General features: G+C 71.7%; 23 protein-coding genes and 1 pseudogene. 13 read left to right on the top strand and 11 right to left on the bottom strand.

From position 1 onward, the window contains the following. Positions 1-71: 71 nt before the first annotated feature. The 4 genes from AMIS_RS17620 (at position 72) to AMIS_RS17605 (ending at position 3,778) form a co-directional block, all read left to right on the top strand. The gene (locus tag AMIS_RS17620) at positions 72-1,736 is read left to right on the top strand and encodes a PHP domain-containing protein (RefSeq protein WP_172666598.1); all 1,665 of its coding nucleotides are present in this window, start codon (positions 72-74) and stop codon (positions 1,734-1,736) included. A 213-nt stretch (positions 1,737-1,949) separates the two neighbouring features. Next, positions 1,950-2,894 carry a phosphotransferase gene (locus tag AMIS_RS17615; protein ID WP_014443699.1) on the top strand — a complete coding sequence of 315 codons (945 nt, stop codon included), beginning with the start codon at positions 1,950-1,952 and terminating at the stop codon, positions 2,892-2,894. A gap of 60 nt (positions 2,895-2,954) precedes the next feature. Then, positions 2,955-3,302: a metalloregulator ArsR/SmtB family transcription factor gene (locus AMIS_RS17610; RefSeq protein WP_014443698.1), complete on the top strand. Its 348-nt coding sequence runs from the start codon at positions 2,955-2,957 to the stop codon at positions 3,300-3,302. After that, a complete protein-coding gene (locus tag AMIS_RS17605) occupies positions 3,299-3,778 on the top strand; it encodes an SRPBCC family protein (protein ID WP_014443697.1) in 480 nt (159 codons plus the stop codon). The genes AMIS_RS17610 and AMIS_RS17605 overlap by 4 nt, the downstream gene beginning before the upstream one ends. 125 nt (positions 3,779-3,903) lie before the next feature. Here AMIS_RS17605 and AMIS_RS17600 read toward each other — a convergent pair whose 3' ends face one another. Then, positions 3,904-4,260, bottom strand: a complete 357-nt coding sequence (locus AMIS_RS17600; protein WP_014443696.1) for a PRC-barrel domain-containing protein — start codon at positions 4,258-4,260, stop codon at positions 3,904-3,906. A 159-nt stretch (positions 4,261-4,419) separates the two neighbouring features. On the opposite strand from AMIS_RS17600, the pseudogene AMIS_RS44140 reads away from it, so the two are divergent. Both AMIS_RS44140 and AMIS_RS17590 read left to right on the top strand, forming a co-directional pair. Then, positions 4,420-4,791, top strand: a pseudogene (locus AMIS_RS44140) (ArsR/SmtB family transcription factor); the annotation flags it as partial. Between the two features lie 264 nt (positions 4,792-5,055). Further along, the gene (locus tag AMIS_RS17590; RefSeq protein ID WP_014443694.1) at positions 5,056-5,562 is read left to right on the top strand and encodes an SRPBCC domain-containing protein; all 507 of its coding nucleotides are present in this window, start codon (positions 5,056-5,058) and stop codon (positions 5,560-5,562) included. 52 nt (positions 5,563-5,614) lie between these two features. On the opposite strand, the gene AMIS_RS17585 is transcribed toward AMIS_RS17590, so the two are convergent. The 3 genes from AMIS_RS17585 to AMIS_RS42730 all read right to left on the bottom strand — a co-directional run bounded on the left by AMIS_RS17585 (position 5,615) and on the right by AMIS_RS42730 (position 7,685). Then, complete coding sequence (locus AMIS_RS17585) at positions 5,615-6,361, bottom strand: hypothetical protein (RefSeq protein ID WP_014443693.1); 747 nt, start codon at positions 6,359-6,361, stop codon at positions 5,615-5,617. A 441-nt stretch (positions 6,362-6,802) separates the two neighbouring features. Then, positions 6,803-7,522: a hypothetical protein gene (locus AMIS_RS17580; protein ID WP_014443692.1), complete on the bottom strand. Its 720-nt coding sequence runs from the start codon at positions 7,520-7,522 to the stop codon at positions 6,803-6,805. A gap of 10 nt (positions 7,523-7,532) precedes the next feature. Further along, on the bottom strand, positions 7,533-7,685 hold the full coding sequence (locus tag AMIS_RS42730; RefSeq protein WP_014443691.1) for a hypothetical protein: 153 nt from the start codon (positions 7,683-7,685) through the stop codon (positions 7,533-7,535). Positions 7,686-7,791: 106 nt separating this feature from the next. Here AMIS_RS42730 and AMIS_RS17575 point away from each other — a divergent pair, with 106 nt between their 5' ends. Then, complete coding sequence (locus AMIS_RS17575) at positions 7,792-8,175, top strand: hypothetical protein (protein ID WP_014443690.1); 384 nt, start codon at positions 7,792-7,794, stop codon at positions 8,173-8,175. A gap of 4 nt (positions 8,176-8,179) precedes the next feature. Here AMIS_RS17575 and AMIS_RS17570 read toward each other — a convergent pair whose 3' ends face one another. Continuing rightward, positions 8,180-8,953 carry a phosphotransferase gene (locus tag AMIS_RS17570; RefSeq protein WP_014443689.1) on the bottom strand — a complete coding sequence of 258 codons (774 nt, stop codon included), beginning with the start codon at positions 8,951-8,953 and terminating at the stop codon, positions 8,180-8,182. A 125-nt stretch (positions 8,954-9,078) separates the two neighbouring features. Between AMIS_RS17570 and AMIS_RS17565 the strand changes: the two genes are divergently transcribed. After that, entirely contained in the window at positions 9,079-9,477 is a 399-nt protein-coding gene (locus tag AMIS_RS17565) for a ChaB family protein (RefSeq protein WP_014443688.1), read from the top strand. Between the two features lie 54 nt (positions 9,478-9,531). Here the strand turns inward: AMIS_RS17565 and AMIS_RS17560 are convergent, their stop codons facing one another. From AMIS_RS17560 to AMIS_RS17550, 3 genes are all read right to left on the bottom strand, one after another. Further along, positions 9,532-12,720 carry a glycoside hydrolase family 2 gene (locus AMIS_RS17560; RefSeq protein ID WP_014443687.1) on the bottom strand — a complete coding sequence of 1,063 codons (3,189 nt, stop codon included), beginning with the start codon at positions 12,718-12,720 and terminating at the stop codon, positions 9,532-9,534. A 138-nt stretch (positions 12,721-12,858) separates the two neighbouring features. Next, on the bottom strand, positions 12,859-14,259 hold the full coding sequence (locus AMIS_RS40620; RefSeq protein WP_014443686.1) for a polysaccharide deacetylase family protein: 1,401 nt from the start codon (positions 14,257-14,259) through the stop codon (positions 12,859-12,861). A 67-nt stretch (positions 14,260-14,326) separates the two neighbouring features. Then, entirely contained in the window at positions 14,327-15,763 is a 1,437-nt protein-coding gene (locus AMIS_RS17550; RefSeq protein ID WP_014443685.1) for an MFS transporter, read from the bottom strand. An 83-nt stretch (positions 15,764-15,846) separates the two neighbouring features. Here AMIS_RS17550 and AMIS_RS17545 point away from each other — a divergent pair, with 83 nt between their 5' ends. The 5 genes from AMIS_RS17545 (at position 15,847) to AMIS_RS44645 (ending at position 21,831) form a co-directional block, all read left to right on the top strand. After that, positions 15,847-16,461: a TetR/AcrR family transcriptional regulator gene (locus AMIS_RS17545; protein WP_014443684.1), complete on the top strand. Its 615-nt coding sequence runs from the start codon at positions 15,847-15,849 to the stop codon at positions 16,459-16,461. Between the two features lie 81 nt (positions 16,462-16,542). Next, a complete protein-coding gene (locus tag AMIS_RS17540) occupies positions 16,543-17,733 on the top strand; it encodes a hypothetical protein (protein WP_014443683.1) in 1,191 nt (396 codons plus the stop codon). A 26-nt stretch (positions 17,734-17,759) separates the two neighbouring features. Then, complete coding sequence (locus tag AMIS_RS17535; protein WP_157434910.1) at positions 17,760-18,779, top strand: adhesin; 1,020 nt, start codon at positions 17,760-17,762, stop codon at positions 18,777-18,779. A gap of 423 nt (positions 18,780-19,202) precedes the next feature. Next, complete coding sequence (locus AMIS_RS41710; RefSeq protein WP_014443681.1) at positions 19,203-21,557, top strand: SDR family NAD(P)-dependent oxidoreductase; 2,355 nt, start codon at positions 19,203-19,205, stop codon at positions 21,555-21,557. Beyond that, positions 21,439-21,831 carry a winged helix-turn-helix transcriptional regulator gene (locus AMIS_RS44645; protein WP_083888650.1) on the top strand — a complete coding sequence of 131 codons (393 nt, stop codon included), beginning with the start codon at positions 21,439-21,441 and terminating at the stop codon, positions 21,829-21,831. The genes AMIS_RS41710 and AMIS_RS44645 overlap by 119 nt, the downstream gene beginning before the upstream one ends. Before the next feature lie 10 nt (positions 21,832-21,841). Here AMIS_RS44645 and AMIS_RS17520 read toward each other — a convergent pair whose 3' ends face one another. The 3 genes from AMIS_RS17520 to AMIS_RS17510 are packed head-to-tail and all read right to left on the bottom strand — an operon-like array spanning position 21,842 to position 23,550. After that, positions 21,842-22,321, bottom strand: coding sequence for a hypothetical protein (locus AMIS_RS17520; RefSeq protein ID WP_014443679.1), 480 nt, complete (start codon positions 22,319-22,321; stop codon positions 21,842-21,844). Further along, the gene (locus AMIS_RS17515; protein ID WP_014443678.1) at positions 22,314-22,670 is read right to left on the bottom strand and encodes a VOC family protein; all 357 of its coding nucleotides are present in this window, start codon (positions 22,668-22,670) and stop codon (positions 22,314-22,316) included. Before AMIS_RS17515 ends, AMIS_RS17520 begins: the two co-directional genes overlap by 8 nt. Before the next feature lie 49 nt (positions 22,671-22,719). After that, the gene (locus tag AMIS_RS17510) at positions 22,720-23,550 is read right to left on the bottom strand and encodes an aldo/keto reductase (RefSeq protein WP_014443677.1); all 831 of its coding nucleotides are present in this window, start codon (positions 23,548-23,550) and stop codon (positions 22,720-22,722) included. Between the last annotated feature and the right edge of the window lie 102 nt (positions 23,551-23,652).

Genomic DNA, 23,652 nt, shown 5'->3' with positions numbered 1-23,652 from the left:
GGGGTATCGGCTGCCCACCGTTGACCGGGCGTTGGTGTGCCGGACGGCCGTGTCGGCAAGCCTCCATGATCATGTCTACGGAACAACCATTGCCGGAGTGGGCGGATCCCGCCGTCTCCGCCGACCAGCTCGACGCGCAGGGCGTGTCCCGGCGCGGCCTGCTGCGTAACGCCGGCCTGTTCGGCGCGGGCTTCGCGACCGCCGGCGTGCTCGCCTCCCCCGCCGCCGCTTCTGCCGCCACCAGCGCGTCACGCCCGTCCCAGGGGGACGACGATCCCGACTTCGTGTACCTGGCGGGCGACCACCACGTGCACACCGTCTACAGCCACGACGCGAAGTACACGTTCAGCCAGCAGGCCATGCGGGCAGCCCAGTTCGGTCTGGACTGGATGGTGCTCACCGAGCACAGCAACATCGGTCACGCCAACGCCGGCGGCGCCCTCGCCGAGCATGCCGAGGTGGTCACGGCCCGCGCCGAGAACCCGCGGATGCTGCTGTTCCAAGGCCTGGAGTGGTACATCCCGGCCGCCGAGCACGCCACCGTCTTCACCGCGCCCGGCCCGAACGAAGCGGAGATCCTGCGACAGTTCGAATTGGCGTACGACGGAAAGCTCCTCAATCGCACCACCGACACCCCGGAGAACCAGGCTCTCGCCGTCGAGGCGCTCAAATGGCTGGCCGCCCGCAAGCGGGCCGGTGACGTGCCCGACGCGCTGGTCTTTGCCAACCACCCGTCCCGGCTCGGCATCGACTCCCCCACTGAGCTGCGCGGATGGCGTGACGCCGCACCCGGCATCATGATCGGCATGGAGGGCGCTCCGGGTGCTCAGGGCGCCGCGCTGCCGGGTTGGCGGGGCGCGAACAGCATCCGCGGGGAGTACGAGAACAAGCCGTCCGCCCAGTCCTGGACCGGCTACCCCGCCGAGTCGTATGTGACCTACGGCGGTTTCGACTGGATGACCGCGACCGTCGGCGGCATGTGGGACGCGCTCCTCGCCGAGGGCAAGCTCTTCTCGATCACATCAAATTCCGACAATCACCGTACGGTGTACGACACCTGGCGCAACGGTGACTGGGCACCCGGCAAGAACTTCGACAACACCGGCAAACTGCCCGATCCGGTGCAGACGAGCACCCCGCAGGCCGGCAGCGACTTCTGGCCCGGTCAGTTCAGCCGCACCCACGTCGGCGTCACTCGGTACGGCTACCGCGAGGTGATGGCGGGTCTCCGGGCGGGCCGTGTGTGGGTGGATCACGGGCAGTTGATCGACGCGATCGACGTGCGCCTGGTCGCCGGCGGGTCCGGGCGTGGCGCGACCCTCGGTGGCCGGCTGCGCGTTCGCAAGGGTCAGAAGCTCACGCTGCTGGTCACGGTCACCACCGCGTCGCGGCCGAACTATCACGGCGTGCTGCCCGAGCTGGCCCACGTCGACGTGATCCGTGGCGCGGTCCGCGGCCCGGCCGCCGACCGCACGTCGTGGCGGGCGCCCGCCACCAAGGTGGCGCGCAGTGTCGACGTGAGTGGACGCTCCGGCACGTACACGTTGCGCATCCCGATCGACCCGGTGCGGGAGCCGACGTACCTGCGCCTGCGCGGCAGCGACGGCCGCCGCAACGGTCCCGGCCTGCTCGGCGCCAGGATCGACCCGCACGGCCCGGTGGCGCACACCCCCGGTGACGGCGATCCCTGGCTGGACACCTGGTTCTACACCAACCCGATCTTCATCGACGTCTGACCGTGACCGATTCGGCCCGGCGCGACACCACTGGCGCCGGGCCGGCCATCGCCGCCGGATCCCGGATGATCGGCGACCCGCCGCGCTCTCCCGTCACCCTCGGGAGCGCCGCGCTCTCCTGTCGCCCTCGGGAGCGCCGCGCTCTCCTGTCGCCCTCGTGCGCGCCGAGCTCTCCTGTCGCCCTCGTGCGCGCCGCGCTTTACTGTCACCCTCGTGCGCACCAACGACTGGAACGACATCGGCTGGCAGAGCGAGGCCGACGCATGGCTCACCGCGCGGCTCGACGAACTCGGCACCCCGCCGACCGGCCCGATCGAGCGGGTCCGCGTCCGCCCCTGGTCGGTCACCCATCGTGCGCCGACCGCCGCGGGCACCCGCTGGTTCAAAGCCAACATCACGGCCTGCCGGTACGAAGCCGCGCTCGCCGACGCCCTCACCGGGATCGCCCCCGGCGCCACGCTCGCGCCGCTGGCGACCGACGCGGAGCGCGGCTGGATGGTGACCGCCGACGCGGGACCCACGCTGCGCGAGACCCGGACAGCCGCCAACCGGACGGCGACCTGGATCGACATGCTGCAGGCATACGCCGCCCTGCAACGAGCCACCGCCCCGCACGTGACGGCGCTGCTCGCGCTCGGCGTGCCCGATCAGCGCGTCACGATGCTTCCGGCGACGCTGACCGCCCTGCTCTCCGACCCGCAGGTGCACGCCACGATCGGCCCGGCCGAGCAGGCAAACTTCAGCGAGTGGTGCGCGGCCCTCTCCGCCGACGGCATCCCGCCGGCTCTGCAGCACGACGACCTGCACGACGGCAACGTCTTCGCCGATCTGCGCTTCTTCGACTGGGGTGACGCGAGCATCGCCCACCCGTTCGGTTCGCTGCTGGTCGCGCTCAACGTCATGCACGACGCCATGGATGCCGCGGACCGGCAGCGCGAGCTGGGCCGGCTGCGCGACGCCTACCTGGAACCGTGGTCCGACCTGGCAGATCTGCCGACGCTGCGCAGCTCGGTCACACTGGCCTGCCGGGTCACCCGGGTGTCACGGGCGGTGGCCTGGCAGCGCGCGCTGCGTGATGCTGCCGTCCCGGTCGACGAGCAGTTCCGCACCGCGCCGCAAGCGTGGCTCAACGAACTCACCGCCGACACCACCGTGTAGCCACCGAAGTCGCCAGTTGTTGACGCGTAACCGGGAGGTTACGCTTTTCCCGTGGAGCAAATGGACGAGGTGGCCGGCGCGATCGCCGACCCGGTTCGACGACGGATCATGCTGATGCTGCGCGACGCCGCGCTCACCGCAGGCCAGATCGCGGACGGGTTCGACATCAGCCGGCCCGCCGTCAGCCGCCACCTGCGGGTGCTGCGCAGGTCAGGGCTGGTTCAGGACACCGCAGAGGGCCGGCACCGCGTCTACACGCTCGACACCGCCCCGCTCGGCGAGCTGTCCTCCTGGCTTGATCAGGTGCAGCGCCCGTCCGGGTGGCACCACCGTTTCGACGCCCTCGAGACCGAGGTCTACCGCACTCGCCGCGAGCGGCGCCCATCACCTCAGGAGGAGATCGCATGAGCCCCACCCCGACCGGACGGTTGTTCGGCGACGACCTGGTGCTGACCCGCACGTTCCGCGCGCCGATCGACGACGTGTGGGCGAGCCTCACCGAGCCGGACCGGACGGCTCGCTGGTTCGGCCCGTGGCAGGGTGACGCGGCGCCGGGCCGGCCGATCAAGGTGCAGATGGCGCAGGAGGAGGATCAGCCCTGGATGGACATGACGATCGACGCCTGTGAGCGACCGCGCCGGCTGGCGCTCTCCGCCGTGGACGACTACGGCGCCTGGCACCTGGATCTCACGCTGACCGAGACCGCCGGCGTGACCGAGTTGCGCTTCACCCAGCACCTGACCGGCAAGGAGAGTGTCGGCGAGGTCGGTCCCGGCTGGGAGTACTACCTGGACCTGCTGGTCGCCTCCCGCGATGGCACTCCGGCGCCGACCTTCGACGACTACTACCCGGCGATGAAGGAGCACTTCGAGTCGCAGCGCTGAGCAGCGGCGGTCCCGGCGCGTCCTCTCAGGCGCGCGAGGAGCCGCGGCCGGTCGACGCCCCCGCACCTCGCACCTCACACCTCGCGCAGCGCAGCGCAGCGCAGCGCAGCGCAGCGCAGCGGATTTCAGCGGCGGGCGAGGCGCCGAGCCCCGGAGAACCCGGAATCGTAGGGCAGGCCGTAATGCGCGAAGACCGACGGCTCGTCGGAGGCGGCGAGTTCGCCGTCCACACCGATGCCGGGCGCATTGCCGACCAGCTTCTTGTCGTAGCGGACACGCACAGCCTTGGGACTGACGGTCGCTCCGGCGAGCGGCACGAAGACGAGCCGGTGCCGCCCGATGATGCCGACGCGGACAGTGGCGAACGCCGGTTCGTCGTTGACCGTGTCGACGTAAACGGCCTCCAACTCGCCGATCTTGTCGCCTTCCGGGTCGACGACGTTCTCGCCGCGCCAGTCACGCAGGTTCTCAGCTGGGAACATGCGACCTCATTGCCCGGTTCCGGCACCCGAAAACACCGAGGTGGTCCGGCGCCGCCATCCGCTTCGCGCTTCCTTCCCGGGTACGGGTCGACAGCGGCCCGACCAGGCATACTTACTTCACTATTGACTTAATTAAGCCGTCACTGAAATAGTTCGGAGGTGCATGCGTTCGACATCCTCGGCGACCCGGTTCGCCGACGGATCCTGGAGCTGCTGGCCGCCGGTGAGCAGTCCGCCGGTGCCATCAGCGACGCCATCAAGGCGGAGTTCGGCATCTCGGCTCCCGCTGTGTCTCAGCACCTCCGCGTTCTGCGGGAGTCCGGATTCGCGTCGGTCCGGGCACAGGGCACTCGCCGCCTCTACGCCGTCGAGGCGGAGCCCCTCCAAGAGGCCCATGTCTGGCTGGAGAGGTTCCGTCCTTTCTGGAACCAGCGGCTCGACGCCCTGGCCACCGAGCTGGCACGCGGGCGCCGCAAGCACACGTCGCCCGGCTCGGAGCGTCCCAGCAACGGCAGCGGGGGCAGTGACCGCCCAAGCCCGGACGGCACCGCAAGCACGGCAAGCACCGCAAGCACCGCAAGCACCGCAAGCACCGCAAGCACCGCAAGCACCGCAAGCACCGCAAGCACCGCAAGCACCGACAGTGAGGAGAACAGGTGATCGACATCGTCAATCAGATCAACGCCACTCACCGCGAGATCGGCGAGCTGCCGGTGTCGGGTGGGCCGGGCCGGTCGCTGCTGTTGCGGCGGGAATACGCGGCGCCGATACGTCTGGGACGCCTGCACCGATCCGGTGCGGCTCAGTCGCTGGCTGGGCCAGGTGGACGGGGACTTCAGGCTCGGCGGCACGTTCCAGCTCAAGGACAACGCCGGCGGTGAGATTCTGCGCTGCGAGCAGCCGCACCTGCTCAAGGTGTCCTGGGTGCTCGGCGAGGGCATGGCTACCGAGGTTGAGGTGCGGCTGACCGCCGACGGTGACGAGCGCACCACGTTCGAGCTGGAGCACTCCTCGCCGGCGGAGATCGTCGACGAGCTGGTGCGGATGTACGGTCCGGGCGGCACGATCGGGATCGGCGGCGGGTGGGATCTCACCCTGCTCGGCCTGGACCTGCACCTGCGCGGCGAACCGATCGACCCGGCCACCTGGGAGGACTCCGCGGAGGCGAAGGAGTTCGCGACGCGAAGCTGTCAGGCCTGGGGCGCGGCGGTGCAGAAGGCCTGGGGAACCAGCGACGAGGACATCGCGGCCGCCGTCGCGTTCGGCGTGCAGCACTTCGCTCCGGCGAGTGAAGAGTCCTAGCCGAAGGACGCCGACGTGCCCGGGCGGCGAACCGTCGCCCGGGCACGTCACGTCACGCCGCGCGCTGGACCACGCGTCGCTGGGCCCAGCGGCGCAGCCGGGCCGGCACCGCCATGGGCTCAGGGATCCGCAGGTCGCTCGACGTGCGGGCGGCGGCTGCCCACTCGCGGCGCAGGCTGTCGCGGGTGGCCACGGCGAGCTGAGCGTCGTGCCAGGCGGCACGTTCGGCGGCGACGGCCTGCCGGTACAGCCGGTGCCGGTGCGCGGCGATGGCGCGGTGCACCTGCAGTTCCTGCTCGACCGGGTGCAGCCTCGGGTCCCAGTGACCACCGACGACGGCCTCGGTGGGCAGGTCGCCTCGGGCGGCGGCGGTCTGGAGCATGCGGTGCAGGGACTGCTCGCGGTCGGCGTACTCGGTCGGGGTCTGTGGTGCGTGCGGCGTGGGGAACGCTGCGGCCTCGCGGGTTCGGGCCAGGCGGTCCTCGGCGTTCTGCCAGGCCTGCCACGCCTCCTCGACGTGCTCCTCGGACTGACGCCAGATGTCCTGCCAACGTTGCGCGGCGTGGTGCGCGCGTTCGGTGGCCACCCGGACCTCCGCGGCGTACCGCAACGCCTCCAGCGCCTGCTCGCGCCGGCGGGACCGGTCCGTGCGGAGGCGACGCAGCACCCCGACCGTTTCCAGCGTGGCCAGGCGGGGGTCCCGCAGCGCGCGCGGGTTCGCCAGCAGGAGCAACGCCGGCAGAGCCAGCACCAGCAGAATGATCGAGATGCCGGCGGACGCAACCGGTGCGGCATTCATGATGGGACTACCTCCTTCCGTCGATCGGCATCAACCGTGACACAGCCGCGGGGCGGGACGGAAAGGATCGGACAGCGCTCTGCGCCACACCGCACGCACGGGAAGGCGCCGAGCCGCACACACGGCCGGGCGCCGAGCCGCACACACGGCCAGGCGCCGAACCGCACACACGGGCAGACGCCGAACCGCACACACGGGCAGACGCCGAACCGCACACGCGGCCGGCCGCTGAGCCGCACACGCGCGGGCGGATCGGCCACGCTACGGGCCCCGCGACCAACGGAGCGAGCCGCTACCAGGTCCCCGGCACGAGGCGATCCCGCCAGCCCTCGCGCGGGAACCCGGAGCGAGCCGGGAACCCGGAGCGAGCCGGGAACCCGGAGCGAGCCGCGAACCCGGAGCGAGCCGCGAACCCGGAGCGAGCCGGCCCCCGCCGCCGCGTCAGTGGACCGTGACGTCCTTCAGGTCGATCGAGACGATGAGTGGGTCCGGGACCTTCCGGTTGTTCTCGTCGGTGCTGTAGATCTTGCGGCTGGTCGGGACGACCAGGCCGTCGACGGTGGTGAAGTCGAGCGCGTACTGGGCGCTCGCCGCCTTCCCGGCGATGTCCACGGTGTAGTCCCGCCGGCGGATCAGGCCGTCGGCGTCGACGTAGAGGATCTGGTGCGGCGTGTGGGTGGCGATGCTGTCCGGGTACGTCACCGCCAGTCGCCGGAACGTCTGCCCGTCCTCGGTCCACGTGCCGATCTCCTCGGTCGTCACGCCCGGCAGGACGAGGGAGGCCGGCTCGGTCGTGTACGTCCACATCGCGTACCCGGAGAAGTAGGCCAGCTGCAACCGCGTCCACGGCGTGGTCAGCTCGTGCCCGGCGAACGACGCCCGCGGGTCGAGCAGCTCTTCGACGACCTGCCCGTCCTCGGTCTCCACCGCGATCCGGCCGGGCGTGAAGTCGGTGTGGTGGCCCGCGTCGAAGAACGGCTCCTGCCGGGTGTGCTCGCGGTGCAGGTCGACGGTGACCTGCACGTCGTCGAGGGCGCCGGGGTGGCCCTTCATCGCCCACAGGACGCCGCCGAAGAACTGCCGGGCGCTGATCCGCTCCGCCTCCTGCCAGGCGCGGCGCCCACCGTACCCGTCGAAGATGTCGTCGATCAGGGTGCTCATGTGACTCTCCTCAGGACTGGAAGATCGTGGCGTGCGCGGACAGGTCCGGGATGTGCTGGAGCAGCACCAGCGGCGTCTCCCCGCCCGCGCCGAGACGGCGGTAGGCGTAGGAGACACCACCCGCCTCGGCGAACCGGGCGGTCTGATGGGTGGTGTCCGGCATGCCACCAGTTCAGCCACGCGGCGGGCGCGTTGCCGAGCCGCGACGCCGACCCATGACCGAAAGGGCCACGCGGGTCGCCCCTGCGCCCGCCTGCCATGATCATCTGATGGAGGAGTGGTACCGCCCGGACGCGCTGCGGGTCAGGGCGGAGTACGGGGACGACGACCCGGTCTGGGCTAGCGACGGGGACCTCATGGATCCCGTGGAGCTGGCGGAACTCGGGGTCAGCGAGCCGCTGATCGCGGCGCTGCGGGCGTGGAACGCCGAGTTCAACGGCATCGCCCTGACCGGTTTCGAGTTTCGGAGCGCCGAGGTGGAGGAGGCCTGGGGACAGGAGGGGCTGCGGCTGGCGCACCTGCTGCAGAACGAGCTGCCGGACATCGAGATCAGCTACGGGCACGACGACGATCCCCGGCCGTTGCGCGCGCGGCGCGGCCCCGCGCCCGTCCCCCGCCCGGAGCGGCGGCAGCGACGCAAGCGGCGGCGCTAGGGAGTCAGCGGCTCCAGAACCCGGGCGGCAGGGATCGTGTCTCGGCGGCGGACCGTTCGAGGTTGGCGGCCACCGGGAGCAGCGCCGCGGCGGCCGGGTCGCCGCTGTCGGCCATGCCCCGGATGACGGCGGCCTGGCGGGTGGCCCGGGCGACGACCACCTCGCCGAAGGCATGCCTGTCGCCCTCGTAGCGGTACGCGTCGAGCAGCAGGTGAAGGCGGCGTGACCGGTCCTCTGGGCGGTCGAACCCGAAGTGGCGGGCCGCCTCCGGCGTGTAGAGCGGCACCCACGACAGCGCGGAGAAGGCCAGGTCGAACTCCCGTGTCGACGGCCCGGCCGTGTCCCAGTCGACGAATCCGGCCAGCCGCTCCTCGTCCCACACGGCGTTGAACGGCGCGGCGTCGTGGTGCCCGACGACCAGGCCGGGCCGCATCTGGCCGCCGGCGAACCAGCGCGCGTCCGCCGGCGGCACGAAATCCGCCGTCACGTCGTGCAGCCGTCGCAGCCACTGCCCGACCTGGACCAGCGTCGCGTCGGCGCGCGCCCAGGCGGGCCACGGCACCTGCCCGCCGATCACCTCGCCGGGCAGGTAGGTCAGCTTCTCCCGGCCCTGCTCGTCGAAGCCGAGCGGGCGGGGCGCGCCGCCGAAGCCGGCGCTCGCCAGGTGCCGCAGCAGCGCGTGCACGGTCGGCGTCCACGGCGCGGCCGGCTTGTGGACGACGTCGCCGATCCGTACCGCGCCGGTGATGTTGCCGCCCGGAAGCGTCTCTTCACTCACCGTAACTTCCTATCGGATGCCCGGCGGCGGCGACACCGAATTTCCGCCGGTGGTCGCCACCCGGCGTTTCGGGCCGCCCGGGAAGGGCACGACTGGAATGTCGGAGACCGGACGAGGAGGTTGTGATGCCCGCGAGCAAGGACATGCCGAGCACGCTGAAGCGTTCGCCGAAGAAGGCTCAGGACACCTACGTGAAGGCGCACGACGCCGCGGTCAAGGAGTACGGCGAGGGCGAGCGCGCCCACCGGACCGCGTTCTCGGCGGTCAAGCACTCGTTCGAGAAGGTCGGCGATCACTGGGAGCCGAAGGCCAAGAAGGGCCCGAGCGATTCCAAGGCCGCCGGCGGGCGCGACACCAAGGCGAAGACGGCCGGCGGGGTGGACGCGAACGCCAGCAAGGAGCACCTGAAGGACCTCGCGAAGAAGCTCGACATCAGCGGCCGTTCGAAGATGACCAAGTCCGAACTGGTCGACGCGATCCAGAAGGCCAACGCGAAGAGCACCCGCAAGGCGCGCGAGAAGTAAGAGCGGAGATCCGAAAGGCCCATCCCGGCGGGATGGGCCTTTCCTCACGAGAGCTCAGCGGGCCTCTTGCGCATGCAGCGCGGAGACCTCGGCGTCGCTGAGGGTACGCCCGTAGACGTGCACCCGGTCGACCGATCCGGACCAGTAATCGGTGTCGTTGCCCGCATACTTCGCCCGGCCGACCGACAGCGGCCCGGTGCTGACCACGTCCGGCCCGGCCGCGACGGTGGCGACCCGCTCGCCGTCGACGAACAGTCGGATCTGCCCGCTGGCGTGGTCCCGGACGCCGACCAGGTGGTACCAGCGGTTCAGCTCGGGCGTGGTGATGAGCCGGGCCCGGTTGCCGCCGGGCGTGCTGAACGCGAAGGCGCCCTGGCCGTACTGCAGGTAGAACGGATTCTCGGTGCGGCGCCCGTCCTGGCTGACCGCGGTGGCGTAGTTGCCGGGCAGCTCGTCCAGCGTCACCCACGCCGCGACCGTGTAGTCCCGCGTCGTGTCGAGGACCGGCCCGGCGGTGTCGGCATGGTCGCCGTCGCCGTCGAAGGACAGGGCAGAACCGGTCACGCCGGTGGTCCAGGTCGTGTCGCCGGCCAGCGTCAGATCCGCGTCGCCGCCGCTGCTGTCGGCCGCGGTCGTGCCACTCCCCTCGTCCAGTGTCCAGTCCGCGCGACCGGGGTAGGTTCTCGCCGCGGCAGCCGCTCCGGCCGCGATCACGGCGCGGTTGATCTCCCGTACCGGGGCGGGGTCGACCTTGATCTCTCGCCGGTCGTAGGTCCAGAGGCCGTTCAGCTCGGTCTCCAGGTCGGTGATCTGGGTGTAGACCGAGCCGGAGAGCTCCGCGCCGGCCGCTTCCAGGTAGAACCGCCGGGTGTTGTCGACGTATTTGGCGGTCAGCGCGGCCTTGTCGGCGACGCCGCTGTAGATGACGGCGGGCGGCCCGGGCCACATGTGACCGGGAGTGCGCAGCGTGAATCCGCCGTGCTCGCCGTCCATCGCGATCCGGGTCGCGTCCGGATAGGCCGGATCGGTGTTGTTGTAATCGTGGTGATCGATGACGTCACCCCGCCCGGAATCACCCTTGGAGGCGCAGCAGTTGACGCCGCTGTGCGCGTTCAGGATGCGGGACGGGTCGAGCGCCTTCACCTCGTCGGCGATTTTGCCGGTGGCGGTGCGGTCCCATTCGCCCCAGCCCTCGTTGAAGACGATCCAGCCGATGATCGACGGGAAGTTGTGCAGCTGTTTCATCATCGCCGTGCCCTGGCTCAGGAACGCGTCCTGGCCGGCCGGGCCGGTGATGTCAGCGGAGACGAAGTCCTGCCAGACCAGCAGGCCGAGCTCGTCGGCATGCCGGTACCAGCGGGCGGATTCCACCTTGATGTGTTTGCGGACCGCGTTGAAGCCGAGTTTCTTCGTCTCGGCCAGGTCGAATCGCAGCGCCGCGTCGCTCGGCTGGGTGTAGAGGCCGTCCGGCCAGAAACCCTGATCGAGCGTGGCGAGCGAGAAGACCGGTGAGCCGTTCAGCACGAGTTTCGGGAACCCACCGACGTTCTTCACCTCGACCTGACGCATTCCGAAATAGCCGCGCACGCGGTCGGCGCCGAGACGAACATCAAGGTCATAGAGGTACGGGTCGTCGGGGCTCCACAGGCGCGGATTCTTGATCGCCACGCGCAGGTCGGCATTGGCCGTACCCGATGCCCGGCCGGCGATGCGGCCCTTCTTGTCCCGGGCCACCACGGTGACCGGCGCGTTCGTGGCAGCGGCGACCCGGACCACCGCGGAACCGGACGGCACGTCGGGGGTGATCACCACGTCGTCGACCGCGACCGGCGCGACGGGCTCCATCCAGACCGTCTGCCAGATGCCCGACGACGGCTCGTAGACGATGCCGCCCGGGTTCAGCGACTGCTTGCCCTTCGGCTGATCCGGACCGGTCACGTCGGTGACCCCGACGATGATCTCCTGCGGGCCCCGCCCGGTCAGGGCGGCGGTGATGTCCGCGGTGAACGCCGTGTAGCCGCCGGTGTGCGAGGCGACGAGCGTGCCGTTCACCCACACCGTCGCCTGGTAGTCGACAGCGCCGAAGTTCAGCTTGATCCGCTTGCCCTTCCAGCCGCCGGGCACGGTGACCAGCTTGCGGTAGAACATGTGGTCCTCGCGGCGCTCGATGCCGGAAAGCAGCGATTCGACCGGGTACGGCACGGTGATCCGCTCGGCCAGCCTGCGGCCGAAGACCGGCTGCTCCCCGGCTTGCGCGCCGGCGAACTCCCACTGCCCGTTGAGGTTCAGCCAGTCCTTGCGGATCAGTTGCGGACGCGGGTACTCCGGGAGCGGGCGCCGCTTGTCGACCCGGTCGCCCCACGGGGTGGTCAGCCGGTGTTCGGACGTGTTCGTCGCGGAGCGGATGACCTGCGGGACGGTCTCGCCGCCGACGGTCAGGCCACCACCGCCGTCGTAGTTGACCCGGACCTTCTGGCCCTTCTGCACCGCCTCACCGAGCGTGATCACGACCTTGGAGGTGTCGCGGCGGTCGATCCGGGCCGCGGCGATCGGGAAGCGGGTCGTGTCGACCTCGACGCTCAGGTGCCCGGTGAGGTCGCCGAGAGCGGTGACCGGGGCGGCGAAGTCGGCGACCAGGGTGGTGCCGCCGAGACCGACGGTGAGGTCCACCGGGAAGATCTGGAAGCCGTCCGGCGGCGTGAAAGCGCTCTCCGGGACGATCTGCTTGTCGAGTCCGGCGCCCGACCAGCGCAGGAAGAGGTTCGCACCGCCGATGTCCTGGAACATCTCGATGCGTACGTCGTGCGCCTCCCCCGCCACCAGCGGCACCGCCGCGCTGACCTGCTCGCGGTCCCAGTCGCCGACCCAGTGATCGATCACCGGTTGACCGTCCAGGAAGAACCGGAACCCGTTGTCGCCGATCATGTGGAACGTGTAGTCGCCGGTGGCCGGCGCGGTGAGCTTCCCGGTCCAGCGGGCGGTGGTGTGCTCGGTGCGCCCGGTGAACGCCTCGAACGTGCCGGCCAGGCCGGGCAGGTCGATGTTCGGGTCGAGGGCGATCCCGCCGAGGTCGGCGAAGTCCCGGGCGCCCGGCGCGGACATCCGGAAGTACTCGCCCTTGAGCCCGTGCACGGCGGCTGCCGTCCCGGGTTCTCGGGCGGACGCGGCGCCGGCGGGCGCGACGAGGACGGAGAGGACCAGCAGGGCGGCGAGGAACAGGGGTCTCCAGGGTGATCGCGGCATCGAATGTTTCCCTTCGATCAACGACACATTGCGATCACATTGGCCCATTTGCATGTCTGACGTCAACAGAAGGAAACAGGTTCGGACACGTTCGCTAACGCGAACAGCCCGCCCCTTCCGGGGCGGGCTGTTGCGCGGTCAGGGCTGCGGGTCGGCTGCCCAGGTGCTGCTGCCCGGTACGGCGCCGCGCAGCGCCCGGTAGTACCGGTTCGCGACCGTGCGCTGGGCGCGGTCGCCGCCGTCCAAGGCCAGGCCGCGCAGGTCGACGGCGTGGAAGCCGGCGCCGGCGTCACGGATCACGGCCCGCATCGCACGCTGGAGAGCCGCGGTCTGCTTCGCGGCCTTCTGCTGCGCGGCGCTGGGCTTGGCCGCCTTCGGCTGCGCCTTCTTCGGCTTGGCTGTCTTGGGCTTGGCTCCCTTGCGCTTCGCTGCTTCGAGCGTGACCGTGCTGCGCCGCGCTGCCGGGGCCGGGGTCGCGGCTGGGGCCGTCGGGATCGACACCAGGACGGTGACGTCCGGCTGGTTCTCGCGGATGTGCGCCAGCAGCGCGGCCGTCCGGCGGGCGACCGTGTTCGCGGTCGCGCCCCGCTGCATGTCGACACCGCCGGCGTTCACCAGGATGACGTCCGGCTGGTGGGCGCTCTGCAGGCGGCTGATGTTGCGGTCCACCTGCTGCGTGGTCCAGCCTGCGTACTCGTCGTGGCTGATCCCCACCCGGGGGTTGCCGGCCACGTCGCCGACCCAGCGGAAGTTCAGCCCGTGCGGCTCGGCGCCCCGGCGCAGCAGCGCGTCCAGCTCGGTGCGGTACTCGCCGGCGCCGGAGATGCCGTCGCCCACCGCGAGCAGCTTCACCGTCGGCATCCCGCAGTACGGCAGCGCCTTGAACCGGTACCCCTGAGCGGTCAGCAGCGGCAGCAGCCGCTCGAACGCCCGCAGCTGCGCCCCGGCGCCGGACGTCTCGGCGTGCAGCGTCACCATCGCGCCGTCGAAGACCTTCTCCCGCACGGTCGAGACGATCTGGTCCTCGTCCGTCCAGGACGCCGGGATGAACACCCGGCGGCTCTCCATCGGGTCCATGATCGACAGGGTCTGCCGCAGGCCGAGGCTCTTCGCGATCTGCTCGATCGCCGGGGAGGTCTGCCAGCCCGGCGGCCGCCAGCAGTTGCTGACGTACGGCTCCAGCGCGGTACGTGCCTTGATCAGCTCCTGCTCGACCTCGGCGCCGGTCAGGGTGGGCAGCCGCCGGTGGCTGTAGGTGTGGTTGCCGATGACGTGCCCCTCGGCGGCCGCGCGGGCCACCAGCTCCGGCGACTGTTCGCCGTGCCGGCCGGTGTAGAAGAGGCTGACCTTGGCGTCGTAGGCGGCGGTGGCGTCGAGCAGCTCGGCCGTACCCGTGCCGGGCCCGTCGTCGAACGTGAAGTACACCGTCTTCGAACCGGTGACCGGCGCGGCCTGGGCCGGACCGGCCGCCTGGAGGCCGGTCACACTGATCAGCGCTGTCGCCGCCACTGCCGCGACCTGCTTCCACCTGGGGCTCATGCCAGAGAAGTCGGTGCGGCAGCGGCGGCGACGAGTCGGCCGGGGGTGCGCCTGAGGTGCGGCTGCGTTACACCACGGCCGGTGCGGGGGCCGCGACGACCGGCTCCTCGGCGCGGGCCCGGGCGGGCCGGTCGATGAAGAGCAGCACCAGCAGGCCGCCGATCGCGAAGATGACCGCGCCGATGCCGTAACTGAGCCGGAACGCGTTCTCGGTCGGGAGCGCCAGCGTGCCGTAGGAGTGCGTCCGCGCGGCCAGGATCGTGATCACCAGCGCGCCGCCGATGGTGCCGCCGACGGTACGCATGATCGAGTTCACCGAGTTGGCGATGCCCGTCTCGGCCGGCTGCACGTGGCTGACCAGCAGCGCCGGCATCGCCGCGTAGGCCATCGCGATCGCGCAGCTCGCCACCACGAACGCGGTGATCGTCTCGACCCGGTTGTCGTGCAGCAGCGTCAGCGACGCCATCCCCGCCGCCGCGAGGCCGCAGGCCAGCGCCAGCACGTTGCGGGGACCGATCCGGCCCATCAGCACACCGGCGAGCGGGCCGACCACCACGCTGGCCGCGGCGCCGGGCAGCAGGAAGACCAGGCTGGTCTCCAGCACCGTCGCGCTGAACCCGAACCCGGTGTACGCCCGCGGGCTCTGCACGAAGTAGCTGGTCGACAGCTGAAGGGCGAACATCGCGAAGCCGACCGCCATCGCGGCGAGGTTGGCGACCAGGATCGGGCGGTGCCGCAGCATCTCCACCGAGACCAGCGGCGCGGCGGTCCGGCGTTCGAGCAGGTAGAAGCCGACCAGGATGACCACGGCGGCGGTGAAGAGCAGCAGCACGCGGGCCGAGGTCCAGCCCCAGGTGTGCCCCTGCGAGATCGGGAGCAGCAGGCTGACCAGTCCGGCCGAGAGCACGACCGCGCCGAGCACGTCGACCCGTCCGCCGGCGCCGGCCCGGCGGGGCAGCGTGAACGCGAGCGCCAGCGCGAGGGCGGTGACCGCCACGCAGAGCCAGAAGATCCGCCGGTAGTCGCCGTCACCCTGCATGAGCAGGCCGGAGGCGACGAGCGCGACGCCACCGCCGACGCCGAGCGTGGAGGCGACGGTCGCCATCCCGCTGGTCAGCTTCGCGGGCGGCAGCTCGTGGCGCAGCAGGCTCATGCCGAGCGGGAACAGGCCGAAGCTGGTGCCCTGCAGCACCCGGGCGACGATCAGCCAGGTCACGTCCTGCACGGTGGCCGCGATCAGGCTGCCCACGAGGGTGACGATCAGCGTCCCGATGAAGACCGGCTTGATGCCGACGACGTGGCCGAGACGGCCGAGCAGCGGGGTGCACGCGGACGCGGCGAGCAGTGTCGCGGTGGACACCCAGCCCACGGTGGTGGCGTCCGCGCCGAGCTGCTGGGCGATCTGCGGCAGCACCGGGACGGGGATGGACTGGATCAACGAGAGCAGGAAGCTGGCTGCTGCGGCGGCGAGCAGGAGCAGCCGCGGGCGTACGGGAGGGGTCACGGTCGTACAGTAACCTTGTTTTTCGACGCCGCGTCGAGTTTTTTGGTCGGCGCGTCGATGATCACAGTGGGAGACTGCTCGACATGAGTCAGGCAACACCGTCACGCCGCCGGGTCGGCCCGTCCAAGGGCGACCTGCGCGAGGCCGCGATCCTGCAGGTGGCGAAGCGCATGTTCGCCGAGCGGTCCTACGAGGCGGTCACCATCGACGACCTGGCCTGCGGCGCCGGCATCTCGCGGACGAGCTTCTACTTCTACTTCCCGACCAAGCCCGCGGTCCTGACCGCGCTGATGACCCAGGTCTCGGACGACTTCGCCGCCTCGCACGTGTGGTTCGACAGCGCCGGCCCCTCCCCCGAGCTGCTCCGCGAGCAACTGCTCGCCTCGGCGACGCTGTGGCGGGAGAACGCCGGGCTGCTCTCCTGCTCGGCGACCGCCGCCGCCTCCTCCGAGCCGCTGCGCACGCTGCTCACCCAGACCAAGATCCGGTACGACCAGCGGGCCGCCGCCAAGATCCGCCGCGACCAGGCGGACGGCACCGCGACCAGCGACATCGCCGCCGACCGGCTCGCCGAGATGATCTCGGCGCTGCGCGACTCGCGCTACAACCGGCTGGCCGGCGCCACCGACGCCGAGCTGCACGACGCCGTGGAGGACCTGGTCACCGCGATCCAACGGCTGGTCTACGGCCCACGCTGACCGAGGCCCCCAATCGGTCACCGCGGTCACCTAAGATGACCATGGTCCATTCTTCCTGTATCGGACAGGGGTTCTGCGGTTATGGGATCAGCCGAGGCGACCGCGGCCGGCGTGTGCTTCCGCTGCGGCGGCAGCGTCACCGCTGACCAGGGCTCATGCCGCTACTGCGGGATGCCGGTGGTGCCCGAGCTGGTCGGCGCCGGCGCCCCGGCCGTCGTCGCGCCGCCCCCGGTCACCCCGCCGGCGCCGATGCCGGAGGTCGCGTTCGGCGCACCACCGCCGCCGTCCCGCCGCCCGCTGATCGTGGCGATCGGGGCGGCCCTCGTGGTCCTGCTCGCCGGCACCGCCGTGATCGCCGGGACCCGGTTGCTCGCCGACACCCCGCAGTCGGTGGTCGAGGACTACTTCGACGCGCTCGCCGACGGCGACGCCGGCCGCGCCCTCCAGCACGTGAACCGGATCAGCGAGCTCGACACCGCCCGGTACCCGCTGATCAGCGACGCCGCGCTCAGCGACCCGGCGGTGCGCCCGACGGACGTCACGGTCGGCGAGAGCAGGGAGGCCGACATCCCGTACGGGCGGGACGCCCAGCTCGTCGATGTCCACTACCGCGCCGGTGACACCGAGGTCGACCATCAGATCCTGGTCGTCCGGCCGGCCGAGGACGAGGACTACCAGGTGCTCGCGCCGTTCGTGGCGCTGCAGCTGACCGGCGTCCAGGGCCGGGCGGTCACCGTCAACGGCGTCGAGCTGACCGAGGCGGCGCTCGCCGAACCGGCCGCCTTCCCCGGCTGGTTCACCGCCGAGGTCGCGGGCAACGCGCTCTACTCCGGGGCCACCGCGACCGGGGTTCCGGCGCGGATGGGTCAGGGCATCTACGCCACCACGCTGGACTTCGGCACGCCTGTCCTCGCCGCCGGCGCGCAGGAGGAGATCGAGTCGACCGTGCGCGCGACGATCGACAAGTGCGCGGCGACGACCGTGGCGCAGACCGCGGGCTGCCCGTTCGCCCTGAACGTGTGGGGGCAGGACGCCAGCGTGCAGTGGAGCGTCACCGCGTACCCGAAGATCTCGGTGGCGCCGGCGCAGGGCGGCTGGCTGGGCGGTGGCGCCGGCGCGACGATCTCCGACGACGGGACCGGCAAGGTCCGCTGGACCGCGAAGTACACCGACTTCTCCGGCACGCGACAGACCGAGAGCGGCGAGGCGGCCTTCCGGGTCACCGGCATCGCCGAGGCGTCCGCGACCGGCATCCAGGTCACCCTGGCCTGACGGCACACGAGTGGAAGGAATCCTTCATGAGCATGCCCGGTGAGGCACCGCGGCAGCCGTCCCCGGTCGGTCCGGGGAGTGGCGACGTCGCGTACCGGATGCAGGGTCTGCGGTACGGCGGCATCGAGCTCGGCTTCGACGAATCGGTGTCCACCTGGACCATCGTGCGGCTCTGGCTGGGCGCGGCCGTGTCGGCGTTCCTCGTCTGGGCGGTCTTCGCCTTCCTCGGCGTGCTCGTCACGCTCGGCTCGGAGCCGTCGATCTTCTCCGGCAACAACCCCGGCGGCGGGCTGTTCACGATCGGTTCGCTGCTGTCGTTCGCGGTGTTCTGGCTGGTGCTGCTCGCGTCCCGGGTCGACGAGCCGATCGCCGAGTGGAAGACGCTGCTGGAGGAGCGGTACCAGGCGGCCGACTCGGCGTACGCGGCGATCTACGGCACGCTGCGCCGCCGGGGCTTCCCGCTGAACGCGCACGCGGTCCGGGTCCGCAGCGACTTCCTGGCCCCCGAGATGGTCAACAACCGGCTGCTGATCAGCGACCGGAGCTATCGCGTCTACGTGACCGTCTTCCCGTACGGCAGCAGCCTCTACCTCGGCTGGACGATGTGGCGCAGCCGGCGCGGCGCGACGCTCATCGGGCACTACCTCAAGGACCTGGTCGGCGGGATGCTGGGACGCACCGGCTCGATCAACCAGATGCTGCGCACCGAGCGGATCCGGGCCATGCGCGAGGCGGTGCATGCCGCCGTCCGGGAGGGCGCCGAGGTGGCGACGCAGGGGGTGACCGTGCCGCTGGCCGCGACGTTCGGGCAGGACGTGCCGGTGCAGGATCTGCGGGTGGGCGCTCCCCCGGCGCAGAACTACGGCCCGCCGCCCTTCGCCGGCCAGGACCCGGCATCCCCCTCACCGTTCCAAGGTCCGGGCCCGGCCCCCGCGCCGCCGTTCCAAGGTCCAGGCCAGGCATCCGCGCCGCCGTTCCAAGGTCCGGGGCAGGCATCCGCGCCGGGCGCCGGTCAGAACCCGGCCTCCGGGCCTCCGGCGACGTAGCCGAAAAATGCCGGTATCCGTTCCGTGGACTTCCGCATCGTCCTGCCCTGCGCCGGAATGACATGCCTGCGCTACGGCTCGGTTTCCGGCACGGGACGCCCGCTGGACCCGAGCCGTAGCTGGCGCAGGTAAAATCGCCGGGCCTGTGACATGGCTGAACGACGGCTCGCCGAGCCGAGCCGTCGTTCACACAGGCAAAACCGGCTTGATCACATGTCTGAGCTACGGCTGAGCCCCGCGAGCCGTAGACCAAGCAGGTCAAACGGGCGGGAAGCCTGCGTGCGCTACGGCTCGCCTCCGCTGGTCTCCGCGGGGCTCCGCGAGCCGTGACGCACGCAGGTCACACCGACGGCGGGTGTCGCCGGAGGACCCCGCCGGCTCGGGCCCCGTGACGGCCACCGCGGCAGGCTCCACAATGTCGCGGTGGATCACTTCAAGCACTGGGTGCGGATCGCGGCGGGAATCACCGGGCGCGGTCCACGCCCCCGCCGGCTGGCCTCCGCCGTCGCCGGCCGGACCGTGCTGGTCACCGGCGCCTCCGAGGGGATCGGCGAGGCCACCGCACGACGCCTCGCCGCGGCCGGCGCGACGGTCCTGCTCGTGGCGCGCACCGTCGAACGGCTGGAGCGGGTCCGCGACGAGATCGTGGCGGCCGGCGGGACGGCGCACGTCCACCCGGCCGACCTCTCCGCCCCCGAGGCCGCCGCTTCCCTCGCCGCCGAGCTGGTGAGGCGGTACCGGCGGATCGACGTCGTCGTCTGCAACGCCGGCCGCTCGATCCGGCGTTCGGTCGCCGACACCGCCGACCGGTTCCACGACGTCGAGCGCACGATGAGCCTCAACCACCTGGGTCCGGTCCAGATGCTGCTGGTGCTGCTGCCGGCGATGCGGGCGGCCGGCGGCGGCGGGCACGTCGTCAACGTCGCCACCGCCGGGCTCGCGACGCGCACGCCGAACTGGTCCGCCTATCTGGCCTCGAAAGCGGCGTTCGACGCGTGGCTGCGCTGCGCCGCCGTGGAGATGCGGCGCGACCGGGTCACGGTCAGCACGGCGTACCTCAATCTGGTCCGCACCCGGATGAGCGCGCCCACGCCGCACTACCGCAACGTCCCGGCGATGTCGGCGGACGAGGCGGCCGGGATCGTCTGCCGCGCGGTGGCCCACCGCCGGTCCTGGTGGCCGTGGTGGGCCCGGCTCGGCGCGGTCGTGTCGGCGGCGCTGCCCGGCACCGTGGAGAAAGCGCTGGCCCTGGGCTTGCGACTCATCGACGCGGCGGAGCCGGCGCGGGTGCTCGCCGCGGCCGGGCTGTGGCGACCGGACCGGCTGCTCCGGCTGGCACGCGCGAGTTCCCGGCACGGGCGCAGCCTGGCCACCGCGATCGCCGCCGGACCGCCGGGCGGCGTCGCGCTGATCGACGCGGACGGGCCGGTCACCTACCCGGAACTGGCGAGGATGGCGGAGATCTGCGCGGCGACCGCGGCGGCCCGGCTCGGGGTGCGCGCCGGAGACCGGGTCGGGCTGGCCTGCGACGGGCACCGGGGGTTCGTGGCGGTGGCGGCGGGACTGGCCCGGCTCGGCGCCGACGTGATCCTGCTGCCGCCCGATCTGCCCCGGGAGCGCCTGACCGCGGTGCTGGAACGGGAACGGGTCACCGCGCTGGTGCACGAGCCGGGCGGGATTGCTCCGGCCGTACCCTCGATGGCGTGGCCCGGGTTGCTGGAGGGTGACGCGCCTCCGCCGCCGCGGGCCCGGCCGGGTCGCGCGTTCGTTCTGACCTCGGGGACCACGGGTGTTCCGCGGGCGGTGTCCCGGCCGCTCACGCTGCGTGTCCTGCTAGGTCCGGTGACCACCCATCTGCGTCTCACGCCGGTGCGCCGCGGCGAGCCGATCGTCGTGGCGACACCACCCCATCACGGGTACGGGCTGACCTACCTCTCCGCCGGTCTGGTCCTGGGTGCCCCGGTGGTGCTGGTGCCCCGTGGCGACCCCGGACGGATCCTGGACGCGGTGGAGGAGCACCGCGCCGGGCTGCTGTTCGCGCTACCGATCCAGTTGCGCCGGATCTGCGACCTGCCGGACTCGCGATGGCCGGTCCTCGCCTCGCTGCGCGGCGTGGTCAGCGGCGCCGCCCCGCTCAGCCCGGGCCTGTGCGAACGGTTGCGCGAGCGGTTCGGCGACCGGACCTTCAACATGTACGCCACCACGGAGGCCGGATGGGCGGCGATGGCCACCCCCGCGGATCTGCGGGCGGCCCCCGGCACGGTCGGGCGCGCACCCCGCGGCGTCCGGTTCCGCATCGTCGCACCGGACCCGGGCGGCACCGGCATCGTCGCACCGGACCCGGGCGGCACCGGCATCGTCGCACCGGGATCCGGCGGTATCGGGGAGATCCACGTGCGCGGCTGGCACCCGGACGGCCGCTGGTCGGCGACCGGCGACATCGGCCACGTCGACCTGGCCGGCCGCCTCTTCGTGGACGGACGTGTCGACGACATGATCGTGTCGGGTGGGGAGAACGTCTACCCCGGCCCGGTCGCCGCGATCCTCAGCGGACACCCCGACGTGGCCGACGCCGTGCTGGAACCGGTCGACGACCCGGAGTTCGGCCAGCGGCTACGAGCCACCGTCGAGGTCCGCCCGGGGCGCTCGCTCACCGCCGATGAGCTGCGGGAATGGCTCAGCGGCCGGCTGTCCCGGGCGGAACAACCCCGGGACATCACGATCGTCGCCGAGCTGCCCCGCACCGCGACCGGCAAACCGGTCCGGATCAGACCGTGAACGCCGCCACGGCCGCCGCCAGCAGCAGGGCGATGTTCAGGCCGATCAGATTCCCGGCATCTCCCAGCGGATGCTCACCCTGACGCTGCGCAACCTGGAACGCGACGGGCTGGTGTCCCGCACGGTGTACGCGGAGGTGCCGCCGCGCGTGGAGTGCGCGCTCACCGATGTCGGCAAGAGCCTGATCCCGCCGGCGCTGGCGCTGGCCGGGTGGGCGCTCGAACACGTCCCCGGCATCGAGGCGAGCCGGGCCGCCTTCGCGAAACGCACCTGATCAGGGCCGGTCAGACCGGCTCACGTGCCCAGTCGAGCACCCGGTCCACGTCCGCCCGCGTCCACCCCACCTCCGGCGCGATCGGGACCAGCAACGTCGGCACGTCCCGCTCGGCCGCCCACCGCCGTCCCGCCTCGGTGTGGTTGTCGTCGATCCACGCCACCGGACGCGCGCCGGACACCGCGTCGATCGCCGGAACCTTCAGCTCCGGCGCGAACGGCACCGGCGGGAACCGCACCACCGGCAACGGCTCCAGCCCGAGCAGCGGCAGGTAAAGCTCATTGGCGTGATCACCCCACCCGGTCGCCCACCACAGCTCACCGGCGGCGGCCAGTTCCCGGATCCAGCCGGCGTGCGCCGGACAGAACCGCACCGGCTCCTCACCCTCGAAGAGCACCCGCTCCTGGTGACCGTCCGGGCAGGTCACCGCGGCGAACGGGTTCAGCACGCCGTCCAGGTCGAGCAGCAGCAGCGGCCGCGGCTCAGCCACGGCGGTGCAGCACGCAGAACTCGTTGCCCTCCGGATCGGCGAGCACGGTGAAACCCTCGTCACCGGTCTGCCCGACGTCCGCCCGGGACGCTCCCAGCTCCAGCAGCCGCTCCACCTCCGCCTCGACGTCCCCGTCAGCGGCGATCAGGTCGGGATGGTCGCGGTTCTTGCCGGCCTTCGGCTCCGTCGTCGGCTGCAGCCACACACTGAGCCCACCGTCCGGCGGCCAGAGGTGGGCGTCACCGTCCCGCCCGAACTCGATCTCGTATCCCAGCGCTGCCGACCAGAACTCGGCCTGGCGGCGCACATCCCGCACGTCCAGTGTCCACTGCGCGAATCGGCTCACCATGCCCCTTCGCGTACCCGCCGGGCGCCCGGCTAATCGAGCAGGCGGCGCTTCACCTCGTACCGGGGAGATCGCCGGCGGCGAGACGATCAAGCTCGGCCCGCTGGGCGCTCGAGAGGCGCAGCCTCTCGGCGGCGACGTTCTCCTCCAGATGCGCGACCCGCGCGGTCCCCGGAATCGGAATGATCACCGGAGAGTGATCGAGCAGCCACGCGAGCGCAACCTGCGTCGCGGTGGCCCCCATCGACGCCGCCACCGCCGCCACCGTCGCCGACACCCCGGTGGCACCCGCCGCGACCGGCCGCCACGGCAGGAACGCGATCCCGGCACGCTTGCACGCGGCCAGCACCGGCTCGTGCTCACGGTCCATCAGGTTGTACCGGTTCTGCACACTGGCGATGTCCACGATCGAACGGGCCTGTTCCAGCTCGGCGACGCTCACCTCGGAGAGCCCGATCCGCCCGATCTTGCCTTCGGCGCGCAGGTCGGCGAGTGTCCCGATCTGGTCGGCGAGCGGCGTCTCCGGGTCGACGCGGTGCAGCTGGAGCAGCTCGATCCGCTCGACCCGCAGCCGCCGCAGCGCCCGTTCCACCTGGTCACGCAGGATCTCCGGCCGCCCGTCGAGCTTCCAGGCCCCCCGCGGGCCGGTGCGGGCGACGCCGACCTTGGTGGTGAGGACCAGATCTTCCGGGTACGGGTGGAGCGCCTCCACCAGCAGCTCCTCATTGGCGCCGCCGCCGTAGAGGAACGCCGTGTCGATCAGGTTGACGCCCAGCTCCACGGCCCGCCGCGCCACCCGTCCGGCCCCGTCGCCCGACAGGTGCATCGCCCCGAATCCGATCCGCCGAACCGCCAGGTCGCCGCCGATCAAAAACGCTTTCATCGATCGAACACTATTCCCGTGACGGGTGTGACAATGCTCTACCCCCGGTAAACGGCGTTGACATCGTCGTTGGGCCTAGCGTTGTATGCAAACCAGCCCAGC

Origin of the sequence: Actinoplanes missouriensis 431, from assembly GCF_000284295.1 — a bacterium.
Lineage (GTDB): Bacteria > Actinomycetota > Actinomycetes > Mycobacteriales > Micromonosporaceae > Actinoplanes > Actinoplanes missouriensis.
The sequence above is the reverse complement of the archived record's forward strand: the minus strand, read 5'-3'. Positions and strand labels throughout refer to the sequence as shown.

Bases quoted from the DNA above. Each gene is read 5' to 3' on its own strand.
- AMIS_RS17620 (WP_172666598.1), top strand. From the start codon at position 72: ATGTCTACGGAACAACCATTGCCGGAGTGGGCGGATCCCGCCGTCTCC.
- AMIS_RS17610 (WP_014443698.1), top strand. From the start codon at position 2,955: ATGGACGAGGTGGCCGGCGCGATCGCCGACCCGGTTCGACGACGGATC.
- AMIS_RS17605 (WP_014443697.1), top strand. From the start codon at position 3,299: ATGAGCCCCACCCCGACCGGACGGTTGTTCGGCGACGACCTGGTGCTG.
- AMIS_RS17600 (WP_014443696.1), bottom strand. From the start codon at position 4,260: ATGTTCCCAGCTGAGAACCTGCGTGACTGGCGCGGCGAGAACGTCGTC.
- AMIS_RS17585 (WP_014443693.1), bottom strand. From the start codon at position 6,361: ATGAATGCCGCACCGGTTGCGTCCGCCGGCATCTCGATCATTCTGCTG.
- AMIS_RS17580 (WP_014443692.1), bottom strand. From the start codon at position 7,522: ATGAGCACCCTGATCGACGACATCTTCGACGGGTACGGTGGGCGCCGC.
- AMIS_RS42730 (WP_014443691.1), bottom strand. From the start codon at position 7,685: ATGCCGGACACCACCCATCAGACCGCCCGGTTCGCCGAGGCGGGTGGT.
- AMIS_RS17575 (WP_014443690.1), top strand. From the start codon at position 7,792: ATGGAGGAGTGGTACCGCCCGGACGCGCTGCGGGTCAGGGCGGAGTAC.
- AMIS_RS17565 (WP_014443688.1), top strand. From the start codon at position 9,079: ATGCCCGCGAGCAAGGACATGCCGAGCACGCTGAAGCGTTCGCCGAAG.
- AMIS_RS17560 (WP_014443687.1), bottom strand. From the start codon at position 12,720: ATGCCGCGATCACCCTGGAGACCCCTGTTCCTCGCCGCCCTGCTGGTC.
- AMIS_RS40620 (WP_014443686.1), bottom strand. From the start codon at position 14,259: ATGAGCCCCAGGTGGAAGCAGGTCGCGGCAGTGGCGGCGACAGCGCTG.
- AMIS_RS17545 (WP_014443684.1), top strand. From the start codon at position 15,847: ATGAGTCAGGCAACACCGTCACGCCGCCGGGTCGGCCCGTCCAAGGGC.
- AMIS_RS17540 (WP_014443683.1), top strand. From the start codon at position 16,543: ATGGGATCAGCCGAGGCGACCGCGGCCGGCGTGTGCTTCCGCTGCGGC.
- AMIS_RS17535 (WP_157434910.1), top strand. From the start codon at position 17,760: ATGAGCATGCCCGGTGAGGCACCGCGGCAGCCGTCCCCGGTCGGTCCG.
- AMIS_RS44645 (WP_083888650.1), top strand. From the start codon at position 21,439: ATGAGCTGCGGGAATGGCTCAGCGGCCGGCTGTCCCGGGCGGAACAAC.
- AMIS_RS17515 (WP_014443678.1), bottom strand. From the start codon at position 22,670: ATGGTGAGCCGATTCGCGCAGTGGACACTGGACGTGCGGGATGTGCGC.
- AMIS_RS17510 (WP_014443677.1), bottom strand. From the start codon at position 23,550: ATGAAAGCGTTTTTGATCGGCGGCGACCTGGCGGTTCGGCGGATCGGA.